The 22,938-nt window shown below is 67.0% G+C and carries 20 protein-coding genes, 1 pseudogene and 2 riboswitches; of the genes and pseudogenes, 8 read left to right on the top strand and 13 right to left on the bottom strand.

The features are described 5' to 3' along the window. The first annotated feature begins 10 nt into the window (after positions 1-10). From BACI348_RS07620 to BACI348_RS07610, 3 genes are all read left to right on the top strand, one after another. Complete coding sequence (locus tag BACI348_RS07620) at positions 11-808, top strand: SGNH/GDSL hydrolase family protein (RefSeq protein WP_442858523.1); 798 nt, start codon at positions 11-13, stop codon at positions 806-808. Between the two features lie 82 nt (positions 809-890). After that, on the top strand, positions 891-2,024 hold the full coding sequence (locus BACI348_RS07615; protein ID WP_159829907.1) for a winged helix DNA-binding domain-containing protein: 1,134 nt from the start codon (positions 891-893) through the stop codon (positions 2,022-2,024). 32 nt (positions 2,025-2,056) lie between these two features. Continuing rightward, positions 2,057-2,572 (top strand): hypothetical protein, encoded by a 516-nt coding sequence (locus BACI348_RS07610; protein WP_159824666.1) that lies wholly within the window; start codon positions 2,057-2,059, stop codon positions 2,570-2,572. A gap of 6 nt (positions 2,573-2,578) precedes the next feature. Here the strand turns inward: BACI348_RS07610 and BACI348_RS07605 are convergent, their stop codons facing one another. Both BACI348_RS07605 and mmsB read right to left on the bottom strand, forming a co-directional pair. After that, positions 2,579-4,063 carry a CoA-acylating methylmalonate-semialdehyde dehydrogenase gene (locus BACI348_RS07605; RefSeq protein WP_159824665.1) on the bottom strand — a complete coding sequence of 495 codons (1,485 nt, stop codon included), beginning with the start codon at positions 4,061-4,063 and terminating at the stop codon, positions 2,579-2,581. 43 nt (positions 4,064-4,106) lie between these two features. Continuing rightward, positions 4,107-5,009, bottom strand: coding sequence for a 3-hydroxyisobutyrate dehydrogenase (mmsB, locus tag BACI348_RS07600; RefSeq protein ID WP_159824664.1), 903 nt, complete (start codon positions 5,007-5,009; stop codon positions 4,107-4,109). A 139-nt stretch (positions 5,010-5,148) separates the two neighbouring features. Here mmsB and BACI348_RS07595 point away from each other — a divergent pair, with 139 nt between their 5' ends. Next, entirely contained in the window at positions 5,149-6,048 is a 900-nt protein-coding gene (locus BACI348_RS07595) for a LysR family transcriptional regulator (RefSeq protein ID WP_159824663.1), read from the top strand. Between the two features lie 21 nt (positions 6,049-6,069). Here the strand turns inward: BACI348_RS07595 and BACI348_RS07590 are convergent, their stop codons facing one another. From BACI348_RS07590 to BACI348_RS07575, 4 genes are all read right to left on the bottom strand, one after another. After that, positions 6,070-7,188, bottom strand: coding sequence for a zinc-dependent alcohol dehydrogenase family protein (locus BACI348_RS07590; protein WP_159824662.1), 1,119 nt, complete (start codon positions 7,186-7,188; stop codon positions 6,070-6,072). 104 nt (positions 7,189-7,292) lie between these two features. Next, on the bottom strand, positions 7,293-8,672 hold the full coding sequence (locus BACI348_RS07585; protein ID WP_159824661.1) for an MFS transporter: 1,380 nt from the start codon (positions 8,670-8,672) through the stop codon (positions 7,293-7,295). Positions 8,673-8,850: 178 nt separating this feature from the next. Continuing rightward, positions 8,851-9,966: a homoserine O-acetyltransferase MetX gene (gene metX / locus BACI348_RS07580; RefSeq protein ID WP_201298399.1), complete on the bottom strand. Its 1,116-nt coding sequence runs from the start codon at positions 9,964-9,966 to the stop codon at positions 8,851-8,853. A gap of 13 nt (positions 9,967-9,979) precedes the next feature. Continuing rightward, a riboswitch (SAM riboswitch) is annotated at positions 9,980-10,095 on the bottom strand. Positions 10,096-10,217: 122 nt separating this feature from the next. Beyond that, positions 10,218-11,540 (bottom strand): bifunctional o-acetylhomoserine/o-acetylserine sulfhydrylase, encoded by a 1,323-nt coding sequence (locus BACI348_RS07575; RefSeq protein ID WP_159824660.1) that lies wholly within the window; start codon positions 11,538-11,540, stop codon positions 10,218-10,220. Between the two features lie 44 nt (positions 11,541-11,584). Next, a riboswitch (SAM riboswitch) is annotated at positions 11,585-11,700 on the bottom strand. Positions 11,701-11,865: 165 nt separating this feature from the next. On the opposite strand from BACI348_RS07575, the gene BACI348_RS07570 reads away from it, so the two are divergent. Further along, a complete protein-coding gene (locus tag BACI348_RS07570) occupies positions 11,866-12,504 on the top strand; it encodes a VOC family protein (RefSeq protein WP_159824659.1) in 639 nt (212 codons plus the stop codon). 326 nt (positions 12,505-12,830) lie between these two features. Here the strand turns inward: BACI348_RS07570 and BACI348_RS07565 are convergent, their stop codons facing one another. Next, entirely contained in the window at positions 12,831-13,226 is a 396-nt protein-coding gene (locus BACI348_RS07565; protein ID WP_159824658.1) for a hypothetical protein, read from the bottom strand. Here BACI348_RS07565 and BACI348_RS20645 point away from each other — a divergent pair. Next, positions 13,129-13,945: pseudogene (locus BACI348_RS20645) on the top strand (DUF222 domain-containing protein); the annotation flags it as partial. The gene BACI348_RS07565 and the pseudogene BACI348_RS20645 sit on opposite strands and share 98 nt — an antisense overlap. Position 13,946: 1 nt before the next feature. After that, on the top strand, positions 13,947-15,099 hold a 1,153-nt coding region (locus tag BACI348_RS20640; RefSeq protein ID WP_442858494.1), incomplete at its 5' end, for an HNH endonuclease signature motif containing protein. Between the two features lie 369 nt (positions 15,100-15,468). Here BACI348_RS20640 and BACI348_RS07555 read toward each other — a convergent pair. The 6 genes from BACI348_RS07555 to tdh all read right to left on the bottom strand — a co-directional run bounded on the left by BACI348_RS07555 (position 15,469) and on the right by tdh (position 21,861). Next, positions 15,469-16,248: a CPBP family intramembrane glutamic endopeptidase gene (locus BACI348_RS07555; protein WP_159824656.1), complete on the bottom strand. Its 780-nt coding sequence runs from the start codon at positions 16,246-16,248 to the stop codon at positions 15,469-15,471. Positions 16,249-16,344: 96 nt separating this feature from the next. After that, positions 16,345-17,133: a DeoR/GlpR family DNA-binding transcription regulator gene (locus BACI348_RS07550; protein WP_159824655.1), complete on the bottom strand. Its 789-nt coding sequence runs from the start codon at positions 17,131-17,133 to the stop codon at positions 16,345-16,347. A gap of 96 nt (positions 17,134-17,229) precedes the next feature. Then, on the bottom strand, positions 17,230-18,441 hold the full coding sequence (gene hutI, locus BACI348_RS07545) for an imidazolonepropionase (protein ID WP_159824654.1): 1,212 nt from the start codon (positions 18,439-18,441) through the stop codon (positions 17,230-17,232). Between the two features lie 12 nt (positions 18,442-18,453). Next, positions 18,454-19,569 carry an NAD(P)/FAD-dependent oxidoreductase gene (locus tag BACI348_RS07540; RefSeq protein WP_159824653.1) on the bottom strand — a complete coding sequence of 372 codons (1,116 nt, stop codon included), beginning with the start codon at positions 19,567-19,569 and terminating at the stop codon, positions 18,454-18,456. A 40-nt stretch (positions 19,570-19,609) separates the two neighbouring features. Beyond that, positions 19,610-20,806, bottom strand: a complete 1,197-nt coding sequence (locus BACI348_RS07535) for a glycine C-acetyltransferase (protein WP_159824652.1) — start codon at positions 20,804-20,806, stop codon at positions 19,610-19,612. An 8-nt stretch (positions 20,807-20,814) separates the two neighbouring features. Beyond that, positions 20,815-21,861, bottom strand: a complete 1,047-nt coding sequence (gene tdh / locus BACI348_RS07530; RefSeq protein WP_159824651.1) for an L-threonine 3-dehydrogenase — start codon at positions 21,859-21,861, stop codon at positions 20,815-20,817. A gap of 132 nt (positions 21,862-21,993) precedes the next feature. On the opposite strand from tdh, the gene BACI348_RS07525 reads away from it, so the two are divergent. Continuing rightward, entirely contained in the window at positions 21,994-22,905 is a 912-nt protein-coding gene (locus BACI348_RS07525; protein ID WP_159824650.1) for a LysR family transcriptional regulator, read from the top strand. Positions 22,906-22,938 lie beyond the last annotated feature (33 nt).

Genomic DNA, 22,938 nt, shown 5'->3' with positions numbered 1-22,938 from the left:
GTACGTGGCCATGGGTGATTCCTTCACCGAGGGCATCGGCGACCCCGAGCCCTCCAGCCCCGGCGGTTACCGCGGCTGGGCCGACAGGGTGGCCGAGGAACTCAGCCGCACCAAGCCCGATTTCGCTTATGCCAACCTGGCCGTCCGCGGCCGTCTCCTGCAGCAGATCGTGGACCAGCAGCTTGCCGCGTGCCTGGCGCTGAAGCCGGACCTGGTGACCTTGTCCGCCGGCGGTAACGACCTCCTGCGCCCTGGCGGCGACCCTGATGCCCTGGCCGAGAGGCTGGACTCGGTGGTCCGGATCCTGGCCGTGGGCGGGGCCACCGTGGTGCTCTTCAATGGCCCGGACACGGGGTCTTCGGTGCTGGGCAGGATCCGCAGCAAGGTGGCCATCTATAACGAGAACCTGCGGACAGTCGCGGCCCGGCACGACGCGATCATCGCCGACATGTGGTCCCTGCGGCAGCTCAACGACCCGCAGATGTGGGATGCGGACCGGCTGCATTTCTCGCCGCTGGGCCACCACACCATCGCGGCGATGGTCCTGGATTCGTTGAACGTGGAGCACACGCTGAAGCCGCTGCAGCCCAAGCCGCTGCCCGCCCGGAGCTGGCGCGAGGCCCGCTCCGGCGACCTGGTGTGGGCGCGCGAATACTTTGTTCCCTGGGTGCTGCGCCGGCTGCGGCACCAGTCCTCCGGTGACGGAATCCTGCCAAAGCGTCCGACGCCGGGACCCGTGTTCGGTCCGGGAGTTCCGCTGGGATCCGGTGAGGGTCCGCTCGGGACCACCGAGGCTGCTCGGCGCTAGCGTTGGGGACTCCGGGGAGCCTTGCCTGCCCCCTTGACGCGGGCAGCTTGATTCCGGCTTTGGGGTGTCTTCTGTAATGGGCATGGCACCCGATGAGGTGCTGCGGCTCCGCATGCGGGCCCAGCGGCTCCGCGGGCCAGGTGCCGCCTCACCGGAGGATGCCCTGCGGAGGCTGCTCGCCGTGCAGGCACAGGAGTTTCCCTACGCCCAATGGAGCCTGGCCCAGCGCGCGGCGGCCACTTCCGGGGCCGTTACTGCCGCTGACATCGAGAAGGCCGTAGGAGACGGACGGATCCTGCGGACCCATATCCTCCGGCCCACCTGGCATTTCGTCCACCGCGACGATCTCCGCTGGCTTCGGGCGCTCTCCGGGCCGCGGCTCGAACAAATCAACGCCGTCACCTACCGCCAGACCGGCATTGACGCAGCTGCCGCCGCGCGGAGCGCCGGGATCCTGGGCAGCGCGGTGGCGGACGGCAACCACCTTTCCAGGGAAGTCCTCGCATCGAAGCTTCACGACGCCGGGCTCCCGGCGAAGGGCCTGAAGCTTGCCTACCTGATCATGCATGCAGAAATCACCGGCGTGCTGGTCAGCGGCACGCCGGTGCGGAGCCCGGGCGGAGCCTTGAAGCAGACCTACGCGCTGTTTGATGAGCGCGTCCCCGCCGGGCCGGAGTGGACCCGGCCGGAAGCGTTGGCCGAACTTGCCTGCCGCTACTTCACCAGCCGAGGCCCGGCCACCGCCAAGGACTGCGCCGACTGGTCCGGGCTGACCTTGACGGAGGTCCGGAAGGGGCTGCAGCTCACTGTGGAGGCACACCCCGACACACTGGCCGAAACGGTGATCGACGGCGTCGTGCACTATTACGGCGCCGGCGGGGACGCCCACGGCGGCAGCGGCACGGCTGGGCCACGGATCGACCTGATCCAGTGCTACGACGAGTACGTGATGGGCTACTCCGCCACACGGCATTACATGGGAGGCGGCGCCCCGGCCTTCCCGTTCCAGGGTGAGCCGATGCATGTGGTGCTGCTGGACGGGCGGATGGCCGGTTCGTGGCGGCACACCTTTCGTCCCGGCAGGTGCGAAGTTGATATCCGCCCCGCCTGGGCTGAACCTCCCGGCTCGCCGCTGGCTGCGGCGGTGCAGGACGCTGTGGACCGGTACGCCGCTTTCACGGGCCTTCCCACCGTCCGGGTGCAGCCCGGGGCTTAAGCTGGAGGGACACCAATGAGAGGCACGGCACCGTGAGCAACTTGTTTTTCTGGATCATCGTTTTGTCGTTCCTGATCCCGATGGCCATGCGGATGTACCGGAAGTCCGTGGCCCGCCGGAACCACGAGCAAAGCTTCTCCGGGCGCTACCCGGACCAGTTTCCCGGCGGCGGGATGTACCCGTCCAACGGCCCGCAGAGCAAGCAGCCGCGGGACGGCCTCACCCAGCAGGACTACTTCGGTGGCGGATTCCGCCACCTTGACCGCCCCCAGCCGCTCCCTGCCGGCGACCCGCTGCCGCCCGTCCAGCCTGTTCCGCCCATGGACCAGCAGTTTCCGCCGTTTGGGCAGGCGCCGTCCGGGCAGCCCGGGTACGGCCAGCCTGAAGAAGCCCCGCAGCAGCCGGCTGCCCCCGCAACTCCCCCGCCGCCGTCGGCCCCGCAAGGCTACCGGGCGCGCAAGCTCGCGGAACTCGACGCGCAGTACAGCAACGGCGAGCTGTCCATGGAGGAGTACATGGCCCGCCGCAGCGAGATCATGAACGGCTAGCCTGCGTCAGTCCACCTGCGGGAAGCCCAGGTCGATGACTGACGTTGCTGGGTCCGGCCACCGCGTGGTGACCACCTTGCCCCTGGTGTAGAACCGGATGCTGTCCGGCCCGTACATGTGCGTGTCCCCGAACAGCGAGTTCTTCCAGCCGCCGAAGGAGAAAGTGCCCACCGGCACCGGAATGGGCACATTGACTCCCACCATGCCTGCCTCGACGTCGAACTCGAACTGCCGCGCGGCGCCGCCGTCACGGGTGAAGATGGCAACCCCGTTGCCGAACTCGTTGTCGTTGACCAGGCGGACAGCGTCACCGTAAGTGTCCACGCGGACCACGGACAGGACGGGGCCGAAGATTTCGTCGTCGTACACCTTCATGCCCGGCTTCACATTGTCCACGAGGCTGACGCCAATAAAGAACCCGTTGGAATCGAACTGCTGCGAACGCCCATCCACCACAACGGTGGCTCCCTCGTTGTCGGCGCCGGCCACATAGGAAGCCACTTTGTCGCGGTGTTCGGCGGTGATCAGCGGGCCCATCTGCGACGCCGGGTCCGTGCCCGGGCCGATCTTCAAGGTCGCCATCCGGCTCTTGATGGCCGCAACGAGGTCGTCGGCGATGTTCCCGACGGCGACGAGCACGCTGACCGCCATGCAGCGCTCGCCTGCTGAACCGTAGGCTGCCGAGATGGCGGCATCCGCTGCCATGTCCAGGTCCGCATCCGGCAGGACCACCATGTGGTTCTTGGCACCGCCCAGGGCCTGGACCCGCTTGCCGTGGTCTGCTGCGCGCTTGTAGATCGACTGCGCGATCGGCGTCGAGCCGACGAAGCTGACGGCTTTGACGTCCCGGTGTTCGAGCAGGACGTCCACCGCCTCCTTATCGCCGTGGACCACGTTCAGTACGCCGGCAGGCAGGCCCGCCTCCGCGAAGACTTCCGCGATGAACACGGCTGACGACGGATCCTTTTCGCTCGGCTTCAGGAGCACGGTATTGCCGCAGGCCAGCGCACTGCCGACCATCCACAGCGGCACCATGGCCGGAAAGTTGAACGGGGTAATGCAGGCAACGACGCCCACAGGCTGCCGGACCGAGTGGACGTCCACTCCGCTGGAGACCTGCTCCGAGCGCTCGCCCTTGAGCATGTGGGACAGGCCGGTGGCGAACTCGATGTTCTCAAGGCCGCGGGAGATCTCCCCCTCGGCGTCGGAAAGTACCTTGCCGTGTTCGCTGGTGAGGATGGCGGCCAGCTCTGACTTGCGCTGGGTGAGGATTTCCCGGACCCGGAAGAAGATGTTGGTCCGCTTGGCCAGGCTCGTTGCCCGCCAGGCCGGCAGCGCTGCCTTGGCCGCGGCAATGGCTTCCTCTACCCGGGCCGCGGAGGCCAGCGCCACCTGCTTTTCCTGCTCGCCGGTAGCAGGGTTGAAGACGGGGCCGAAACGCTCGGCATCGGCAACGCGGTTGCCGTTGATGTAATGCGGAATGGTCTGCATGGTTGTCTCTCTTCCAGTTGACTGGCTTCTAGTTGGCCGGGTTTTAGTTGGCCGGGTCGAGGGAACCGTCGACCAGCTTGATGATCATGGAGCAGTCCTTGCCGGACTCGCCCGCGTCAATGAGGCGCTGGTACAGCTGCTGGACGTGCTTGCCGATTTCGAGCGGCGTGCCGGTGTCCTCCGCAGCGCTGATGGCCAGGCCGATGTCCTTGTTCGCCAGCTCAGCGGTAAACGTGGGGGCGAAATCGTTGTTGGAGGCGGCAGTGGGCACCACGCCGGGGACGGGGTACCAGGTGCGCAGGGCCCAGCTGTCCCCGGAGGACACGGAGGCGATGTCCCAGAACACCTTCTTGTCCAGGCCGAGCCGGTCCGCCAGCACCGCTCCCTCGGCCGTGGAGGCCAGGTTGATCAGGAGCATCAGGTTGTTGCAGATCTTGGCCGCCTGGCCGGTGGTGGCTCCGCCCGTGGGGATGATGTTGGCGGCCATCGGCCGGATGTATTCGCTCGCGTCGGCCACGGCGCCTGGTTCACCGCCCACCATGAACGTCAGCGTCCCGGCTTGGGCACCGCTCATCCCGCCCGACACAGGGGCGTCGACGAAGCGGAAGCCGGCGGCAGCAGCGGTGTCGTGCAGTTCCTTCGCCGCGGCGATATCGATGGTGGAGGAATCCACCAGCAGCGTGCGCGTATCGGCATGCGCAAGCACTCCGTCGGCACCCAGGTAGACGGCCTTGGCGTGCTCGCCCTTCGGAAGCATAGTGAACACAACGTCCGCTCCCGCCACCGCCTCGGCAATGCTTCCCACCGGCTTCACCCCTCCGGCCTCCGCTGCGGCGAGCGCGGCGGGGTTGAGGTCGAATCCCCGTACGTCGTGCCCCGCCTTTGCGAGGTTCCCGGACATGGAACCGCCCATGTTTCCCAAACCGATCCAACCGACAACTGCCATGGCATTAGCTCCTTTGCTGTGTACCCGGCCGGACGCGGCCGCGAGGTCTGTGTCTACCATCACACCCTGCTAAGGTGCATTCAAGGGGAAAAATCACAGACAGTATGTGCACAGATGCACACACGACTGAAAGGCACGCGTGGCACGGCTTCCCAGTCCCGACGACCTGCTGATCCTGTTGACCGTGGCCCGGCTGGGGCGTTTCAACGCCGTCGCCGAAACGATGGGCACCACTCACACCACCATCTCGCGCCGCATCCTCGCCCTTGACAAGCAACTGGGTGGCCGCACCCTGGAGCGCAGTCCGCACGGCTGGGAGTTGACGGAACTGGGGGTATCGGCTGTCGCCGCGGCTGAGGCGATCGAGGAAACGCTGGGGTCCCTTGCCGCCGTGACGGGCCAGGACCGGGACTCCCTCTCCGGCATGGTCCGCATCAGCACCACGGACGGCTTCGGCGCCGAATTCGTGACGCCGGCGCTGGTCCGGCTCCAGCAGCGGCACCCGCTGCTGAACGTGGAGATGCTCAGCGCCACGCGCAAAGTCAGCCAGAACCGCTCCGGCGTGGACCTGGAGGTAGTGGTGGGCCGCACCGACGTGAGCAACGCGCAGGCCATCTTCCTGACCAACTACTTCCTCCGGCTCTACGCCAGCCCCGCCTACGCGGCCACGCGCGGCCTGCCGGAAACGCCCGACGGCGTGGGGCAGCACCCCTTCGTCTCTTACGTCGAGTCGGCGCTCCAGGTTGCCGAACTTGGCCACCGGTCCTCGCAGTTGCCCATGCCGAAGTCCAGCTTCCAGGCGACCAGCATCTTCGCCCAAGTGGAGGCAGTGCGCCGCGGCGCCGGTATCGGGCTGCTTCCGAACTTCATGGTGGCGGGAAATTCCGGGTTCGTCCCGGTACTCCCGGACGCCTTCGAACGCCAGGTGCCCATCTGGGCGGTGGCCCGGCCGGAATCGGTGCGGTCAGCCCGGGTGCAGGCCGTGATTTCCGCCCTCAAGGAGGAAGTGGCGGAACGCCAGGACCAGCTGTCGGCCTAGGCCCGCGCACCGGGCGCCGGTTCACGCCTGGAAGAGCCGCCTCACCACCTGCCCCGCGGCAAGCGCGTCGAGTCCTTCGTTGATCTCGTCCAGCGGCCGGGTGTCCGTGTGCAGCAGCTCAACGGGAAGCCTGCCCTCGCGCCAGTACTCCAGGTACAAGGGGATGTCCCGGTCCGGCACGGCATCGCCCATGTAGGAACCGAGCAGCCGCTTGCCCGCCCCGGCGAATTGGAGTGCCGGCACCGTGAGTTCCGCGGCAGGGTGCGGCAGCCCTACCGAGACCACGGCGCCGCCGCGCGTCACGTGCTCGAGGCACGAAGCGATGACCCGCGCTGATCCCACGGCCTCGACGGCGGTGTCCACGCCGTCACCCGCGCCCTGGGCAATCAGCCGCGGGGCGTCGTCGGGGGTTCCAACCGCGGTTGCGCCGCACTTAAGGGCGAGCCCGTGTTTGCCCTCGTTGGGATCGATGGCGATCACGGCGGAGGCGCCGGCGAGCGCCGCGGCCATAACGGCCGAAAGCCCCACAGCGCCGAGGCCGAAAACGGCCACCGACTGGCCTGGCTGGACAGCTGCGGTGTTCAGGACAGCACCCATCCCGGTGAGCACGGCGCAACCGAACATTGCCGCCACAGTGTCAGGGACGTCGTCGCCGATGACCACTACTGACTCCCGGGCCACCACGGCGTAATCGGCGAACGCTGACACCCCCAGATGGTGGTTGATCCGCTCCCCTGCGGGCGTCCGCAGCAGGGCATCGCCATGCAGGAGGTCGCCGGACCCGTTGACCTCGGCCGCGCGGTGGCAGAGCGCCGGACGGCCCGCCCGGCACGCCCGGCAGGCACCGCAGCTGGGGACGAAGACGAGGACCACATGATCGCCGGGGAAAACGTCCGTGACGCCCTCACCCACCGTGGCAACGCGTCCCACCGCCTCATGCCCCAACGCCATGGGAAGGGGCCTCACACGTGAGCCGTCCACCACGGAAAGGTCTGAGTGGCACAGACTCGAGTACGTGATGGTGATGCCCACCTCACCGGCACGGGGTTGAGGGGGGTCAAGCTCCTGGACCTGCAGCGGACGCGCTTCGGTGTAGCTGGTTCCGGATGGGACGGTGGCGTAAAGGACAGCTGCTTTCATGGTGAATCCTCACTTCATCTGGGGTGCTGACGCTCAAATGCCCGGGCCTGCATGTGCGGCAGGTCCGGGCAGTTGGGGTGGGGTCTTTTCTTAGGGCGCCGTGCCTATTTCTTGGCGGCAAGCAGGTCCGCCGTACCCTGGGCGTCGGCGGCGTCGACGTCGTGGAGTGAGATCCCGCGGGTCTCCTTGAGGAAGAACACCGAGATCGCGGTCACGATGCAGGCGGCCAGCAGGTACAGCGCCACCGGAGTGGAAGACTTGAAGGACCCGAGGAGCGATGTGGCGATGATGGGTGCCAGCGAACCGGCAACGATGGAGGTCACCTGGTAGCCCAGCGAAACACCTGAGTAGCGCATCCGGGTGGGGAACATCTCAGCCATGATGGACGGCTGCCCCGCGTACATCAGGGCGTGGAACAACAGGCCGATGGTGATGGCGGCCAGGATGACGAAGTCGTTGCCGGTATCCATCATGGGGAAGGCGAAGAAGCCCCAGGTGCCGCCGAGGATGGCGCCTGCCATGTAGACCGGCCGGCGGCCGAATGCGTCCGACATCCTGCCGACGAGCGGGACGGCGCAGAAGTGGATGAAGTGCGCCACCAGCAGAAGGAGGAGGATGCGGGAGGTGTCAGTCTGGACCACGACCTTCAGGTAGGTAATGGAGAACGTCACCACGAGGTAATACAGGATGTTCTCGGCAAAGCGGAGGCCCATGGCGGTGAACACGCCGCGCGGGTACCGGCGGAAGACTTCAGCCACACCGTAGCCCTTCTTCTCGACCGTGACTTCCTTGCGGGCCTCGATGAAGATCGGGGCATCCTGGACCTTGGTGCGGATGTAGTAGCCGACGATCACGATCACGGCGGAGAGCCAGAAAGCCACGCGCCAGCCCCAGCCGAGGAATGCTTCCTGGGAAAGCGTGGCTGAGAGGGTGAACAGCACGCCCGTGGCCAGGAGGTTCCCCATTGGCACCGCGGACTGCGGCCAGCTGGACCAGAACCCGCGGGACTTGTTGGGGCTGTGCTCGGCAACCAGCAGTACGGCACCGCCCCACTCGCCGCCGACGGCGAAGCCCTGCAGGAAGCGCAGGAATACCAGGAGGGCCGGGGCCCAGTAGCCAATCTGGGCAAAGGTGGGCAGGCATCCCATGAGGAAGGTGGAGACGCCCACCAGGACGATGCTCAGCTGCAGCAACTGCTTGCGGCCGAATTTGTCACCGAAGTGGCCAAAGACAATGCCGCCGATGGGGCGGGCCACAAAGCCGACGGCGTAGGTGACAAAGGCCGCGATGATGCCGTCAAGCTCCGTCCCTGAATTGGGGAAGAACATTTTGCCGAACACCAGCGTGGCGGCAGAGGCATAGAGGAAGAATTCGTACCACTCGACCACCGTTCCGGCCATGGAGGCGGTGACCACTTTCTTCAGGCCGGAGGCCTTGACGTCGGTTTCCCCGACCCGCCGTGCGGCGGAGCTTTCCGTACTCATTGTGAACTCCTTCGGCGTCTCCATCGACACCACTGGACAGGCTGTGGCGGATACGTGTGATCTTCGCCACGCATTGCCGGGTCCCAACGAGTATGGTCTGGCTGCACGCCGAGCTCAACGACGAATCATGCAGAGGCCATCTGCATTAATGCACATCCGTTGCCGCTGGATCGTGGCGTTATGCCGAAAGGTGCTCCCGCAACTGGCTGCCCAGCTGGCCGATTTCGGTGAGGAATCCGTCGTGCCCGATAGGCGCCTCGATGGTGTGTACGCTGACGTCGCCGGGCAGGGCCCGGGCAAGTTCCAGCGATTGGGACGGGAAGTAGAGCCGGTCCGAGTTCACGGCTGCCACAAAGAAGCGGGCACCGGAACGGGACAGCGCCTGCTCGAGCGGCCCGCGCCCGCGGCAGATGTCGTGGCTCATCAGGGCTTCGGTGATGGCGATGTAGCTGTTGGCGTCGAACCGCTGGACCAGCTTGGTGCCCTGGTGGTCCAGGTAGCTTTCCACCTGATAGCGTCCGCGCGCTGCGAGCTGCTCGCCCTGGAGCGGTGATTCGGGGGCCTGCGGGGCACGTCCGAAGCGTCCGTCCAGCTCCCCCGGTGACCGGTAGGTGATATGAGCGATGCGGCGGGCGAGGGCCAGGCCGCTTTCCGGCGGCAGCCCGCCGTAGTAGTCCCCGCCGTTGAAGTTGACGTCCTGGCGGATGGCGAGCGTCTGGGCCTGCGCGAAGGCGATCTGTTCTGCCGTGCTGGCAGCCCCTACGGAAATCACGGCGCAGCGCTGCACCCGTTCCGGAAACGTCACCGCCCATTCCAGCGCACGGGCGCCGCCCATGGATCCGCCCAGGACAGCGAACCAGCTGCTGATGCCCAGCTGGTCCGCCAAACGGGCCTCCGCCGCGGTGCTGTCGCGCAGGGTCACCAGCGGAAAACGCGAGCCCCAGGGCTTGCCGTCAGGCGCGGGCGACGACGGCCCGGTGGACCCGTAACAGCCGCCCACAATGTTGATGGACACCACAAAAAACCGGTCGGTGTCCACGGGTGCACCGGGGCCGGCAAGCTGTTCCCACCAGCCGGGTTCATCAGTATCGCCGCGGGTCACATGGGTGCTGCCGGTGAGTGCGTGCTCGATCAGGACCGCATTGCTGCCGTCCTCGTTGAGGGTGCCCCAGGTTTCGTAGGCCAGCGTGACTTCCGGCAGGTAGCCACCGGCTTCCAGTTGCAGTCCCCCGATGGAGGCGTAACGGACAATCCCGTGTTCGGGAACGGTGGTACGGGTGACGGTAATTGTCATGGCAAGACCTCATTCTGCGCGCTTGCCCGCCGTCGTCTGACCGGCAGGCCAGGTCTTCACCCGGGGCACCCCACCGCGGAAGGAGGGTTGCCGGCCAGCAAGCCGGGGCTGTCACTGGCGCTCATGACCTGCATCGAGTGTACGAAACAGCCCCTGCCTGCCGCCAAAAGTGTGACTGGTTGTGACTTTCCCGGCCTGCCGCCGCTGGTGTTCCCGGGCTGGGGGGTGCCTGCGCCCGTGGCGCTCGCAGGTCAGGCTCTTGCCTCCTTGGCGGCCCGGAAGCCGGCTTCGAGGTCGGCCAGGATGTCATCGATGTGTTCGATGCCCACAGAAAGCCGCACCAGTCCGGGGGTCACTCCGGCCACTGCCTGTTGCTCCGGGGACAGTTGGCTGTGGGTGGTCGACGCAGGGTGGATCACCAGGGAACGGACGTCACCGATGTTGGCCACATGGGAGTGCAGCTCCAGGGCGTCCACAAAGCGCTGGCCTGCCTCGGCCCCGCCCGCCAGGTTGAACGATACGATCGCTCCCGTTCCCTTCGGGCCATACTTGCGGCCCCGCTCGTACCACGGACTGGAGGGCAGCCCCGCATAGGCGACGGATTCGACGTCGTCCCTTCTTTCCAGCCAGCGCGCCACTTCCGTGGCGTTGGCTACGTGCCGTTCCACCCGCAGGCTCAACGTTTCCAGGCCCTGGGCAATCAGGAAGGCGTTGAAGGGGGACACTGCCGAGCCCAGGTCGCGCAGGAGCTGGACGCGGGCCTTGAGGATGTAGGACAGGTTGGCGCCCAGGGCCCCGTCGGCGCCGAGGTCACGGGCGAAGACCAGCCCGTTGTAGGTGGGGTCCGGAGTGTTGAAGCCGGGGAACTTCTCCGGTTCCTTGCCGAAGTCGAACTTTCCGGAGTCCACGATCACGCCGGCGATCGCGGCTCCATGCCCGCCCAGGTACTTGGTGGCCGAGTGCACCACAATGTCAGCACCCCACTCCAGCGGGCGGATGAGGTACGGGGTGGACAGGGTGTTGTCCACGATCAGGGGCACGCCCGCCTCGTGGGCAACCTGGGATATGCCTTCCAGGTCCAGGACGTCCTGGCGCGGGTTGGACACCACCTCGCCGAAGAACAGCTTGGTGTTGGGCTGGACCGCGTCACGCCACTGGTCCAGGTTGTCCGGGTCCGCCACGAACGTGACCGAGATGCCGAACTTCTTCAAGGTGTGGGCGAAAAGGTTGTACGTGCCGCCGTAGAGGCTGGGGCTGGCCACGATGTGGTCCCCTGCCTCTGCAATGTTGAGGATGGCAAAGGTCTCTGCGGCTTGCCCGGAGCTGAGCAGAAGGGCACCGAGGCCGCCCTCCAGGCTGGCGATCCGCTGCTCCACCGCTTCCTGCGTGGGGTTGCCGATCCTGGTGTAGATGGGTGCAAGTTCGGCCAGGGCGAAGCGGTTGGCAGCACTTTCCGCACTCGGGAATACAAAGGACGTGGACTGGTAAATGGGGAGGGCACGGGCGCCCGTGGCGCTGTCCGGCTCCTGGCCCACGTGGATCTGGCGGGTTTCGAAGGACCATCCGTTAGACAATTCAAGGCTCCTTTGACGTGGGCCCGCCAGGCTCAGGGCACTGCGGGCCGCGCTTGCCATCCGGCCGTTGCCGGACAGCCAGGTCCTCACCCGGGGCACCCCACCGCGGTTGGAGGGTTGCCGGCCAGCGAGCCGGGGCTTGGCGCTGGCACTCATGACCTGAGCTCAGTGTAGGAACACGCACAGGACGCCGAACAGGATTATGACGAACATAGTCCTGGAGATTTCTGCAGGCCCTGACCGCCTTGGTGGGGGTTGACGAGCGGAAATCCCAGTAAGGATACCCTTAGCTGAGAGCCCGATCACAAAGTGCCAAGATGATGGCATGCGCATGGATCACGTCTCTTACGCCTGTGAACACGATGGCCTGGCGGCCACCACCGAACGTATTTCCTCTGCCCTCGGCGTTGAGGCAGTGAAGGGCGGGGTACACCCGCGGTTCGGTACCCGAAACATGATCATCCCGCTCGCGGGCCACAAATACCTCGAAGTTGTGGAGGTCCTGGACCACCCCGCTTCGGACAAGGCGCCCTTCGGGCAGGCCGTGCGTGCGCGGTCCGCTGCGGGAGGCGGCTGGATGGGCTGGTGTGTCGAAGTGGACGACCTCGCCCCCTTCGAAGAGCGGCTTGGACGTTCCGCAGTGAACGGCAACCGCAAGTTCCCCGACGGCCGCGAGCTGGTCTGGAAGCAGATCGGTATCCTCGGCCTGATCGCCGATCCCCAGGTCCCTTACATGCTCAAGTGGGAGGGCGACCCTTCCCTGCACCCGTCCAACGCCTATGAGAGCAACGTCAAGATGAGCTGCCTCACCATCGCCGGTTCGGCTGCACGGGTCACCGAGTGGCTGGGCGAGCCGGTAGAGAAGCCCCTTGAGGACGTGGCCGTTGAATGGGTAGCGCCGCACGGAACACCCGGCATTCTGTCCGTCACTTTCGAAACGGCCAGCGGAGCCGTAACCATCTGACCCTCCTACCGGTCCTGAACGCCTCGCCCGGGCTTCGCGGTGGTCCGCCCGGCTTCTGAGTGTGCGCCCGGGCTTCTGCCGGGCCCGCCCTGCGTCTGCCGGGCAAACTGCCCTCCTAAACTTCGGCCTCCATCAGCTGGTGACAACGGCGTCACCCGCTGATGGGGGCCGAATCCATGTCTTCCCACGGTCTGGTTGCTCCGCGGCTGAGCCGTGGTTGGAGGCTGCAGGCGGTGGAAGCGGTTGGCGGCGCCACTGTGTCACTCGCCGCGCCTTGTGGAGCAGGGTCCGCGCCTGGGAGTGCAGGGTCCGCGCCTGGGATTGTCTTACCCTCCGGGGATGATGTGGGTATGGGAGCGGATCCGGCGGTGGAAGCGGTTGGCGGTACCGCTGTGCCACTTGCCGCGCCCGCTGGAACTGGGGCCGCACCTGGGAGTGTCGTACCCTCCGGCGATGATGTGGGTATGGGAGCGGATCCGGTGGTGGAGGCGGAGGGAGCGGTTGATGCTGCTGTGGCTTCGTTTTTGGCTGCCCTTGGTGGGAGGGCGCCGGCCGTTTCGGCAGCCGTTTCCGGTGGCGCTGATCCCGGTGGCATTGGTCCCGGTGCCGGTGCGGGTGGGTTTGATGTTGGCGGGTGTGGTGATGATCCGGTGCAGTGCCCTTGGTGGGAGGGCGCCGGCCGTTTCGGCAGCCGTTTCCGGTGGCGCTGATCCCGGTGGCATTGGTCCCGGTGCCGGTGCGGGTGGGTTTGATGTTGGCGGGTGTGGTGATGATCCGGTGCAGCGGGTGGTTGATGGGGCGTTGGAGGTCCTGGCCTCGGTGGGGCGGTCGGAGGCGAAGCTGGCGGCGGTGAAGGCGACGGCCGCGGCGGTCCTGGCCGGGGCCACGAAGGCCCTGAATCCTCCGCCTGCCTCCCCGTATGAGGCGTCAGCGCAGGAGCGGAGCCTGGTGGCCGAGGTCGGGTGTGTACTGGCCATTGGTGACCGGGCCGCGGGCCGGTTGCTGGCCGATGCCCACGCCCTGACCACGTCGCTGCCCCGGTCGTTGGCAGCGTTGCGGGCCGGGACGATGTCCTGGGCGCACGCGAAGACCATGGTGGACCAGACCGTGGGCCTTGACCGGGCCGCGGCCGGGGCGTTGGAGGCGCATTTCCTGGACCCGGACGCGCCCGGCGCCGCCCGGGGCTGCCCTGTCGGGCAGATCCCGGCGTACCGGTTCAAGGCCAAAGCCCGGCACTGGCGCGAACGCCACCACCCGGAGAGCCTGGAGAAACGCCACACCCGGGGTGTCGCGGACCGGCGGGTGGAGTTCTGGCCCGACAGTGACGGGATGGCCTGGGTCGCGGCGTTGCTGCCCGCGGACCAGGCCTCGGCGATCTGCAACCGGCTCACCGCCATCGCCCGCGGGAAGCAAGGCCCCCACGAGCCCCGCACCCTGACCCNGTTCAAGGCCAAAGCCCGGCACTGGCGCGAACGCCACCACCCGGAGAGCCTGGAGAAACGCCACACCCGGGGTGTCGCGGACCGGCGGGTGGAGTTCTGGCCCGACAGTGACGGGATGGCCTGGGTCGCGGCGTTGCTGCCCGCGGACCAGGCCTCGGCGATCTGCAACCGGCTCACCGCCATCGCCCGCGGGAAGCAAGGCCCCCACGAGCCCCGCACCCTGACCCAACTCAAAGCCGACACCTACACCGAAGCACTCCTCACCAGCGGCACCACCAACAGCATCCACCACCGCGGGACAACCAGCACAGGGGCTAAGGGCGGCCATGACGGAACCGCTGCAGGAACAGGAACGGGAACTTGTGGCGGTGATGGGCTCGGTGCGGGAACTGGTGCCGGGCTGTCCTCGAGGATCCGGGCGCAGGTGCTGGTCACCGTGCCGGTGTTCTCCCTGCTGGGATTGACCGATGAGCCGGCGGTCCTGGACGGGTACGGGCCGATCCCACCGTCGATGGCCCGCAAACTCGTCGCGGAGGGTGCGGGTTCGTTCTACCGGGTCCTGGTCGACCCGCGGGACGGGGCGCCGCTGGAGATCGGGCGCACGAACTACCGGGTCGGCGCGGCGATGCGGAACTGGCTCAGGCTGCGGGACGGTAAATGCCCGTTCCCCGGCTGCAACAACCCGTCCCTGGACAACGAAGCCGATCACCTCCTGGCCTGGGCCAACGGCGGCACCACCGGGGTATCGAACCTCGGACAACCCTGCCCCAAACACCACCGGTTCCGCCACAGCAGCGGCTGGAAACCCACCCCGGCCAGCAAAACCGAACCACCAGGCTGGACCTCACCCACCGGCAGGCACTACACAAGCGAACACCAGGACTGGGAACCACCCCACTGGCCAGACGCCGCCGTGCCAACCGACATCCGCGAACTCGACGACCTCCTCGAACAATGGTCAACGCCCGGAACACCAGCCGAACAATGGGCCCGGCCAGAAGACCCGCCCGCTGATGGAACGCCGCCAAAGACCCTTACCCGCATGAGCTGCATTCCGAAGAGGACGTCCAGGACCACACCGACGACCGCTCGTTCCAGCCCGGATACCGCCCACCCCAAGACCCCATACCAGAAGACACATGGCGGGCAATGACCTCCGGAGCCAACACCCGCGGCACATGACAAAACCCCTTCGACAAGCGCGGCCCGCACATTGAGCGTGCCGCCAGGACAGGGCTGCCGTTGCGGGAACCTGCTCGCGGACAAGGCCCTGCCCCGTCGCTGAAGTCAGGCAAACAAGGGGTGAATCATGGCTCCAGACGTATGCTAAGTCGGCCGACTGCGTGGGGTTGGCTGATTCAGCCCGCTGCGTCAAACCGGCCGCCTCACGACCGCTGTATCAAACCGGCGCCTCACGACCGCTGTATCAAACCGGCGCCTCACGACCGCTGCATCAAACCGGCGCCTCACGATGGCTGATTCAGCCCGACTGCGTCAAACCCACCGCCTCACGATGGCTGCCTCAGCCCAGCCCCACTGCCCTGCCGAAGAGGCTAAAGCCCACGAATGCCACGATGTCCAGCAGTGCGTGGGCGATCACCAGCGGCATCACCCGCCGCGTCCGCGTATACAGCCACGCGAAGACCACCCCCATCACCACGTTGCCGATGAACGGCCCGAAGCCCTGATAGAGGTGGTAGCTGCCGCGCAACAGCGCGCTCACCAGAATGGACACCGGCATGCCCCAGCCGAACTTGCCGAACCGGTCCAACAAATAGCCCACCACAATGACTTCTTCCACCACGGCATGCCGGATCGCGGACAGGATTAGCACGGGAACCGTCCACCAGTAGGCGTCCAGCGCACTCGGAATGATCGCCGTGGTGATGCCCAGCGCCCTGCCCGCCGCGTAGAGGCCGAGCGACGGGATGCCAATCAGCGCCGCCAGCCCCAGCCCTTGGAGCAGGTCCCGGCCCGGGCGTGCGAAGTTGAAGCCCAGCTTGCGGAACGCGGAACCGGGGTTGCCGCCGTCGCCCGCCGCCGCGTGCCGCTGGTCGGTGAGGAAGTAGATCACCAGCAGCACCGGCACCAGCGCGAAGATGATGTCGAGCAGCTGATAGGTGAGGTCGAAATACTCCCGGGTGCTCTGCGAGCGGTTAAGGGTGGACGTACCTTCCGCCAGCGGCGCCCGGGTCATCTTGTCCAGGAGCTGCACCACCGAATACACGGCGGACTGCCCCAGGGACAGGCCTAGGACGATCCAGACTTCAATGCGCAGACGACGGCGGGAGGCAACCAGCATGTACCCATCTTGCCTGCAGTTTCTGGATCCGGGCTGATTGCGCGCGCGTGCGCCCAGACCCTCCCCCGGTCCCAGGACGCGTTCCAGCCTCGGCCGTCAGCTGCCGGCGACGATCACTTCGGTGCCGTTGGCCTCGAACGCCGCTTTGTCCCGTGCCGAGATGCCCGAATCGGTGATCAGCCGGGTGAAGTTGTACCCGTCCATGGTGGCGAAGGCACGCACGCCTACCTTGGAGGAGTCGGCCAGCACGTAGGACACCCGCGCCCTGCTGGCCAGCAGGGCGTTGACCGATGCCTCGCCCTCCCCCGTGTTGGTCGGCCCCACCTCGGGATCGATGCCATTGACGCCTATGAAGGCGATGTCCAGCACCACCTTTTGCATGATGATGTCCGTGTAGGGGCCCACGAGTTCGTACGACCGCGGGTTCAGGATGCCGCCTGTGACCATGACCTTGATGTTGGGCCGCACGGCCAACTGCCCCGCAATGTTGATGGCATTGGTCACTACCGTCAACGTGGGCTGGTTGGACGGGGCGTTAAGGTCCTCGCGGGTGGCGAGGATCTGCGCCAGTACGGTGCTGGTGGTGCCTCCGCAGAGACCGATCACGGCGCCGGGCGCAATCAGGTTGGAAGCGGCCTGGGCGATCTGCTGCTTGGCCTCGGCGTGGTCGTCCCGGTTGTACCGGCCAGGCAGGTCATAGGCCAGCGCTCCGGTGGTCGCTCCGCCGCGGGTCCGGGTCAGCAGCCGCCTCTTGGCCAGGCTGTCCAGGTCGCGCCGTGCGGTGGCCGGCGAAACGTTGAGGGTGCTGACGATCTCTTCGACCTCCACCTGGCCGGTTTTGGCGAGGAGGTCAAGGATTGCCGTCAGGCGGTCGGTGCGGGTCATGCAAAAGCCTCCAAGTACTCCCGCCACCCACTTCGGTGACGTTTTTTGATCATAACAGAACCCAAATGATCATCTAACGTCACTTCGACGGACGATTTATCGCGCCCGCACCCCGGCCCGCCATACAGCGTACGTCAGCGGCATGCCTGGCCGGTACGCGAGGTGCGTCGCAGACGGAGCGTTGAGCAGATGCAGGTCGGCCCGATGTCCGACGGCGATGGAACCCACCGCCCGTTCGCCGTCGGCGTCGTTCCCTTTGTCTTTATGCAGGGCGAGGGCGCCGCCGTACGTAGCCGCACGGACCGCCTCATGGACGCTCAATCGCATCTGCAGCACCGCCGTCGTCACACAAAAAGCCATGGAGCTTGTGTAGGACGTGCCCGGGTTGCAGTTCGAGGCCAGCGCCACCTGGACGCCGGCATCGATGACTTCACGTGCCGGGGCCAGCGGCTGGCGGGTTGAGAGGTCACAGGCAGGCAGGCAGGTGGCGACAGTCCCCCGGCGGCCGGTTCCGGTGGCGGCATCCCAGCCTGCCCAGGTCCCGGCGAGCGCGTCAACGTCCTTGTCCGCGAGGTAGTTCACGTGGTCAACACTGGCGGCGTCGAACTCCACCGCAAGCTGGACACCCGGCCCCTCGCCGAGCTGGTTGCCGTGAACGCGGAGTCCCAGTCCCGCGTCGCGGCAGGCGAGCAGGACGCGGCGGGACTGTTCGGCGTCGAACGCCCCCTCCTCGCAGAAGACGTCGGCCCACTGCGCATAAGGGCGGACCGCGGCGAGCATTGGGCCGCACACGAGGTCCGTGTAGCCGTCCGGGTCCTGTCCGGCAGGAACCAGGTGCGCGCCAAGGTACGTCACCTGGTCCGCCACAGTGGAGGCAATGCGGGCACTGCGGGCTTCGTGCTCAACGTCGAGCCCGTAGCCGGTTTTGGTCTCGAGGTACGTGGTGCCCTGTGACACGGCTTCGGCCACACGGCCCAGGGCCAGCCGGGTGAGGTCGAAGTCGGGTGTTGCCCGGGTGGCGTTCATGGTCACAGCGATCCCGCCGGCGGAGTATGACTCCCCTGCCATCCGGGCCTCAAACTCTGCTGTCCGGTCACCGGCGAACAGCAAATGCGTGTGCGAGTCCACCCACCCGGGGAGCAGGGCCCGCCCACCGGCATCGACGGCGTCATCCGCAGCGGGAGCGTCGGCTGCGGCGCCGATCCACGAGATCCGTTCGCCCTCAATCACCACGGCGGCATCTTTGAGGACCCGGTGGTCCAGGTCCTGGGTCATCAGCTCGGCAATATTGGTGATCAGGGTGCTCATAGAGTCCATTCTTCAGCGCCGGACCGACCAGCGGGTGGCCGCGAGCGCCTGCGCTGTCCGGTATCCCGGACCCGCATCGTCAGGGCCGCCCGCGGCTCCCGGGCCTGCCATGATTTGGGCCGCCGCGAATTCCGCCATGGCCGATGAGGTCTGGAAGCCATACCCGCCCTGGCCGGCCAGCCAGTAGAACCCCGGCGCTTCGGCGTCGAATCCGGCCACCGGGACACCGTCGGCTGCCTCCGTCCGCAGCCCGGTCCAGGCCCTCCGCACGGACGTGATCCCCAGCGTCGTCACCTGGTTGAGCCTGGCCACGAGGCGCTCCACGTCCCCGGGCCTGGGTTTGGCGTCTTCGGGTCCGCTGGGCACGGTTTCGGACGGGGAGAGGAGCACGTCGTCGCCGTCGCGCCGGAAATAGAAGGTGTTGTCCGCTGCCGCCACCATGGGGCTGTGTTCAGGCAGGGGGCGTTCGACGGCGGCAATCGCTGCGGTGCGCCGGTACGGCTGCAGCCCGAGCTTCTCCACCCCGCTGATGACGGCGAGCTCGTCCGCCCAGGCCCCGGCGGCGTTAACCATGACGCCCGCTTCGAAGGCTTCCATGCCGGCCCCTACCTGCCAGCCGGAACCGACGCGCTGGGCGGAGTGGACCCGGGCTCCGGTGATGATGTCCACCCCGGCGGCGACTGCGCGTCGTTGGTGGTCGGCCAGCAGCAGGGGTGCGTTGCAGCCGAAGGAGCCGGTGTCCAGGCCGGCTGCCGTGAACGTGTCCGGCACCAGTGCCGGGCAAAGCTCAAGCGCTTCGGCAGGGGTGATGAACCGCATGTGCCCGCTGGCTTCGGCGGTCACCGCGTCGCCGGTGCCGATCAGCATGAAGCTGCGCGGCGTGAGCACCGGCTCAGGCAATTCAGCATCGCGGGCGGCAATCAGTTCCAGCGTCCGGACCGTCAGTTCCTGGACCACAGGCGGACCATAGCTGGGGATGAGCTGGCGGGCGGAGCGGGAGGACGTGTGGTACGCCAGCTCCTGCTCCGCCTCCACCAGGGCCACACTGCACCTGCCCGCCAGCGCCGAGGCCAGGGACAGCCCGGCAATGCCGCCGCCAACTATCAGGACATCGTAATGTGCTGCCATGGCACCATCCTTGCAGAATCCGGGCACACGGTGGTTTCCCTCAGGCCGCTGCCTCGGCACGGCTGGCGACGAACGCACCCACGCAGGTTTCGACGTCGTCCGCTGAATGCGCCGCCGAGAGCTGGACCCGGATCCTCGCTGCCCCGCGCGGCACCACGGGGAAACTGAAGGCAGTGACAAAGACGCCGTGCTGCAGCATCCGGTCAGCTACCTTGGCGGCCAGGACGGCGTCGCCGAACATCACCGGCACAATGGCGTGCTCTCCAGGCAGGAGGTCAAAGCCCTCCTCGGTCATGCGGCGGCGGAACAGTGCCGCGTTCTCGAACAGCCTGGTCCGCAGGTCCCCCGAGGTCTCCACCAGGTCCAGGGCCTTGATGGTGGCGGCCACGATGGCCGGAGCCAGTGAGTTGGAGAAAAGGTAGGGCCGCGCCTTCTGCCGGAGCATGGCCACTACTTCGCCGCGGCCTGAGACGTACCCACCGGATGCTCCGCCCAGCGCCTTGCCGAACGTTCCCGTGTAGATGTCCACGCGGTGCGAGACTCCTGAGTGTTCCGGCGTGCCGGCACCGGTGGCGCCCATGAAGCCGACGGCGTGCGAATCGTCCACCATTACCAGCGCGTCATGCTTCTCGGCGAGGTCACAGATGGCCTCGAGCGGGGCCAGGTACCCATCCATGGAGAAGACGCCGTCCGTGACGATGATCTTCCGCCGGGCGTCCTTCGCTTCCACCAGTTTGGCCTCCAGGTCCGCCATGTCCTGGTTGGCGTACCGGTACCGCCGGCCCTTGCAGAGGCGGATGCCGTCGATGATGGACGCGTGGTTCAGGGCATCGGAGATGATGGCATCCTCCGGGCCGAAGAGGGACTCGAAGACGCCGCCGTTGGCATCGAAACAGCTGGAGAACAGGATGGTGTCCTCCGTTCCGAGGAACCGGGAGACGCGGGCTTCGAGTTCCAGGTGCAGGTCCTGGGTGCCGCAGATGAACCGCACGCTGGCCATGCCGAAGCCGCGCTCATCCATGGCGGCCTTGGCTGCATTGATAATTTCCGGATGGTCGGCCAGGCCCAGGTAGTTGTTGGCGCAGAAGTTCAGCACGTCCGCGCCCGCCTGGCCCAGCGCGCCGGCCCTGATGTGGCTGGACTGCGGCGAGCTGATGCTGCGTTCGGTCTTGAAGAGGCCCGCGCTGCGGATGTCCTCCAGCTCGGCGCCCAGCTGGTCCTTGATTGAGGTGTACATGGCGTTCCTTAGAGTCGGGTCCAGTCGAGGACAACTTTTCCACCGGCGCCGCTGCGGGCCAGGTCGAAGCCCTTCTCCCAGTCGCTGGCGGGGAGCGTATCAGTGACGACGGCGGAGATGCCGGCATGCAGCACGGGGTTGGACGAGAGCATCGCGCTCATGGCGTACCAGGTTTCGTACATTTCGCGGCCGTAGATGCCCTTGAGCGTGAGCATGTGGGTCACCACCTTGCCCCAGTCGATGGGGATGTCCTGGCTGGGCAGCCCCAGCATCGCGATCCGGCCCCCGTGGTTCATGTTGTCAATCATCTCGGGCAGCGCCGTGGGGTGGCCGGACATCTCCATGCCGATGTCGAAGCCTTCCCGCATCCCCAGTTCGCGCTGGGCGTCGCGGACCCGGGTGCTGGCGACGTTGATGGCGAGATCGGCGCCCAACTGGCGGGCCAGGTCCAGCCGGTGCTGGGAAACATCTGTGATGGCGATCTTGCGGGCACCGGCGTGCCGGGCCACGGCGATGGCCATCAGCCCGATGGGGCCCGCGCCGGTAATCAGGACGTCCTCCCCCACCAGCGGGAAGCTCAGGGCGGTGTGTGTGGCATTGCCGAAGGGGTCGAAGATCGCCCCGAGTTCGGGCGTGACCGACGGATCGTGGTGGATCCAGGCGTTGGTTTCCGGAATAACCACATACTCGGCAAACGCTCCGTCCCGCTGAACGCCCACGCTGACGGTGTGGATACACATCTGGCGGCGGCCGGCCCGGCAGTTCCGGCAGATTCCGCAGACCACGTGCCCTTCGCCGGACACCCGGTCACCTACTTTGACGTCGCGGACGTCTTCACCCACCTCCACCACTTCACCGTAAAACTCGTGGCCGGGGATGAGGGGAGCTTCGATGATCCCCTGCGCCCACGAGTCCCAGGACTGGATGTGGAGGTCGGTGCCGCAAATACCCGTGGTCATCACGCGGATCTTGACGTCGGCGGGGCCCGCCACCGGTTCGGGACGGTCCACCAACTCAAAGCCGGCCTGTGGGCCGGGCTTGTACAAAGCCTTCATCGGCCTCCTTACTCTTGTTTTTGGTGCCAGCTGCAGTTGCTGCCCTCCTCATTAGAGCGAGGAAGAAGCTTTAGCACAACCGCTAATTTCTCAATCGACGATGTAGCGTTCCTAACGCATAAACTGGGTTCCGTGGAGATACACCAGCTTGAAATCCTGCGCGAACTCGGGGCCCTGGGCAGCGTCAAAGCCGTCGCCGAGACACTCATGGTCACGCCGTCCGCCGTCTCGCAGCAGTTGGCCCTGCTGCAGCGCACTGTGGACGTGCCGCTCACGCGCAAGGAGGGCAGGAACCTGGTGCTCACCGAGGCCGGCCAGGTACTGGCCGACGCCGGGGCCGCCGTCGTCAGTGCCATGGCTGACGCCCGCGGCGCCATCGGCAGCTACCACGGCACCGCGGCCGGCAGGGTCACACTGTCCGGCTTCCACAGCGTGGGGCAGGCGGTGTTTGCGCCGCTGGCCAGGATCCTCGACGCGCCCGGCCAGCCGCGGATCGAATTGTCGGACGAGGACGTGGCGCAGCAGGACTTCCCCGCCCTGACCGCCCGGTACGACCTCGTCCTGGCCCACCGGATGGACCACAGCCCGCGGTGGCCCACCGAACGTGTCACGGTGGTGCCCCTCGCCCATGAACCGCTGGATGTTGCGTTGCCCGCCGGCCACCCTTTGGCGGGGAAGCCTGCCGTAACAGCGGACGACGTCGGCGGGGAGGCGTGGGTGACCAGCCACACTGGCTACTCCCCCGCCGATGTCCTGTCCGCCGTCGCGGCCGTCTCCAGCCGCGAGCTGAACATTGTGCACCGGATCAACGACTACTCCACCGTCGCCGCGCTGGTGGCCGCCGGCGGAGTGGTGGGACTGCTGCCGAGATACACCGCGGGCCCGGTGCTCAACCCGGACATTGTGCTGCGGCCGCTGGAAGGAATCAGCACCCGGCGCCGGATCGACCTGCTGGCCCGGCCAGAAAACCTGAAGCGCCGGTCCGTCATGATCGTCTCCGAAGCGCTGCAGGAGATCATGGCCGGCCTTGTGGAACGGGGCTGACCCAACCGGGTAGCGCGAAGCGTCGTTGTGAAC

The sequence above is a fragment of the Arthrobacter sp. 9AX genome (assembly GCF_902506095.1).
In the GTDB taxonomy this organism is placed as follows: domain Bacteria; phylum Actinomycetota; class Actinomycetes; order Actinomycetales; family Micrococcaceae; genus Arthrobacter.
The sequence above is the reverse complement of the archived record's forward strand: the minus strand, read 5'-3'. Positions and strand labels throughout refer to the sequence as shown.

Coding starts and splice junctions, on each gene's coding strand:
- BACI348_RS07540 (WP_159824653.1), bottom strand. CDS start 19,569: ATGGCAGCACATTACGATGTCCTGATAGTTGGCGGCGGCATTGCCGGG.
- BACI348_RS07605 (WP_159824665.1), bottom strand. CDS start 4,063: ATGCAGACCATTCCGCATTACATCAACGGCAACCGCGTTGCCGATGCC.
- hutI (WP_159824654.1), bottom strand. CDS start 18,441: ATGAGCACCCTGATCACCAATATTGCCGAGCTGATGACCCAGGACCTG.
- BACI348_RS07565 (WP_159824658.1), bottom strand. CDS start 13,226: ATGCCACCGGGATCAGCGCCACCGGAAACGGCTGCCGAAACGGCCGGC.
- BACI348_RS07615 (WP_159829907.1), top strand. CDS start 891: ATGGCACCCGATGAGGTGCTGCGGCTCCGCATGCGGGCCCAGCGGCTC.
- BACI348_RS07535 (WP_159824652.1), bottom strand. CDS start 20,806: ATGTACACCTCAATCAAGGACCAGCTGGGCGCCGAGCTGGAGGACATC.
- BACI348_RS07585 (WP_159824661.1), bottom strand. CDS start 8,672: ATGAGTACGGAAAGCTCCGCCGCACGGCGGGTCGGGGAAACCGACGTC.
- metX (WP_201298399.1), bottom strand. CDS start 9,966: ATGACAATTACCGTCACCCGTACCACCGTTCCCGAACACGGGATTGTC.
- BACI348_RS07620 (WP_442858523.1), top strand. CDS start 11: ATGGGTGATTCCTTCACCGAGGGCATCGGCGACCCCGAGCCCTCCAGC.
- BACI348_RS07590 (WP_159824662.1), bottom strand. CDS start 7,188: ATGAAAGCAGCTGTCCTTTACGCCACCGTCCCATCCGGAACCAGCTAC.
- mmsB (WP_159824664.1), bottom strand. CDS start 5,009: ATGGCAGTTGTCGGTTGGATCGGTTTGGGAAACATGGGCGGTTCCATG.
- BACI348_RS07550 (WP_159824655.1), bottom strand. CDS start 17,133: ATGACCCGCACCGACCGCCTGACGGCAATCCTTGACCTCCTCGCCAAA.
- BACI348_RS07570 (WP_159824659.1), top strand. CDS start 11,866: ATGCGCATGGATCACGTCTCTTACGCCTGTGAACACGATGGCCTGGCG.
- BACI348_RS07555 (WP_159824656.1), bottom strand. CDS start 16,248: ATGCTGGTTGCCTCCCGCCGTCGTCTGCGCATTGAAGTCTGGATCGTC.
- tdh (WP_159824651.1), bottom strand. CDS start 21,861: ATGAAGGCTTTGTACAAGCCCGGCCCACAGGCCGGCTTTGAGTTGGTG.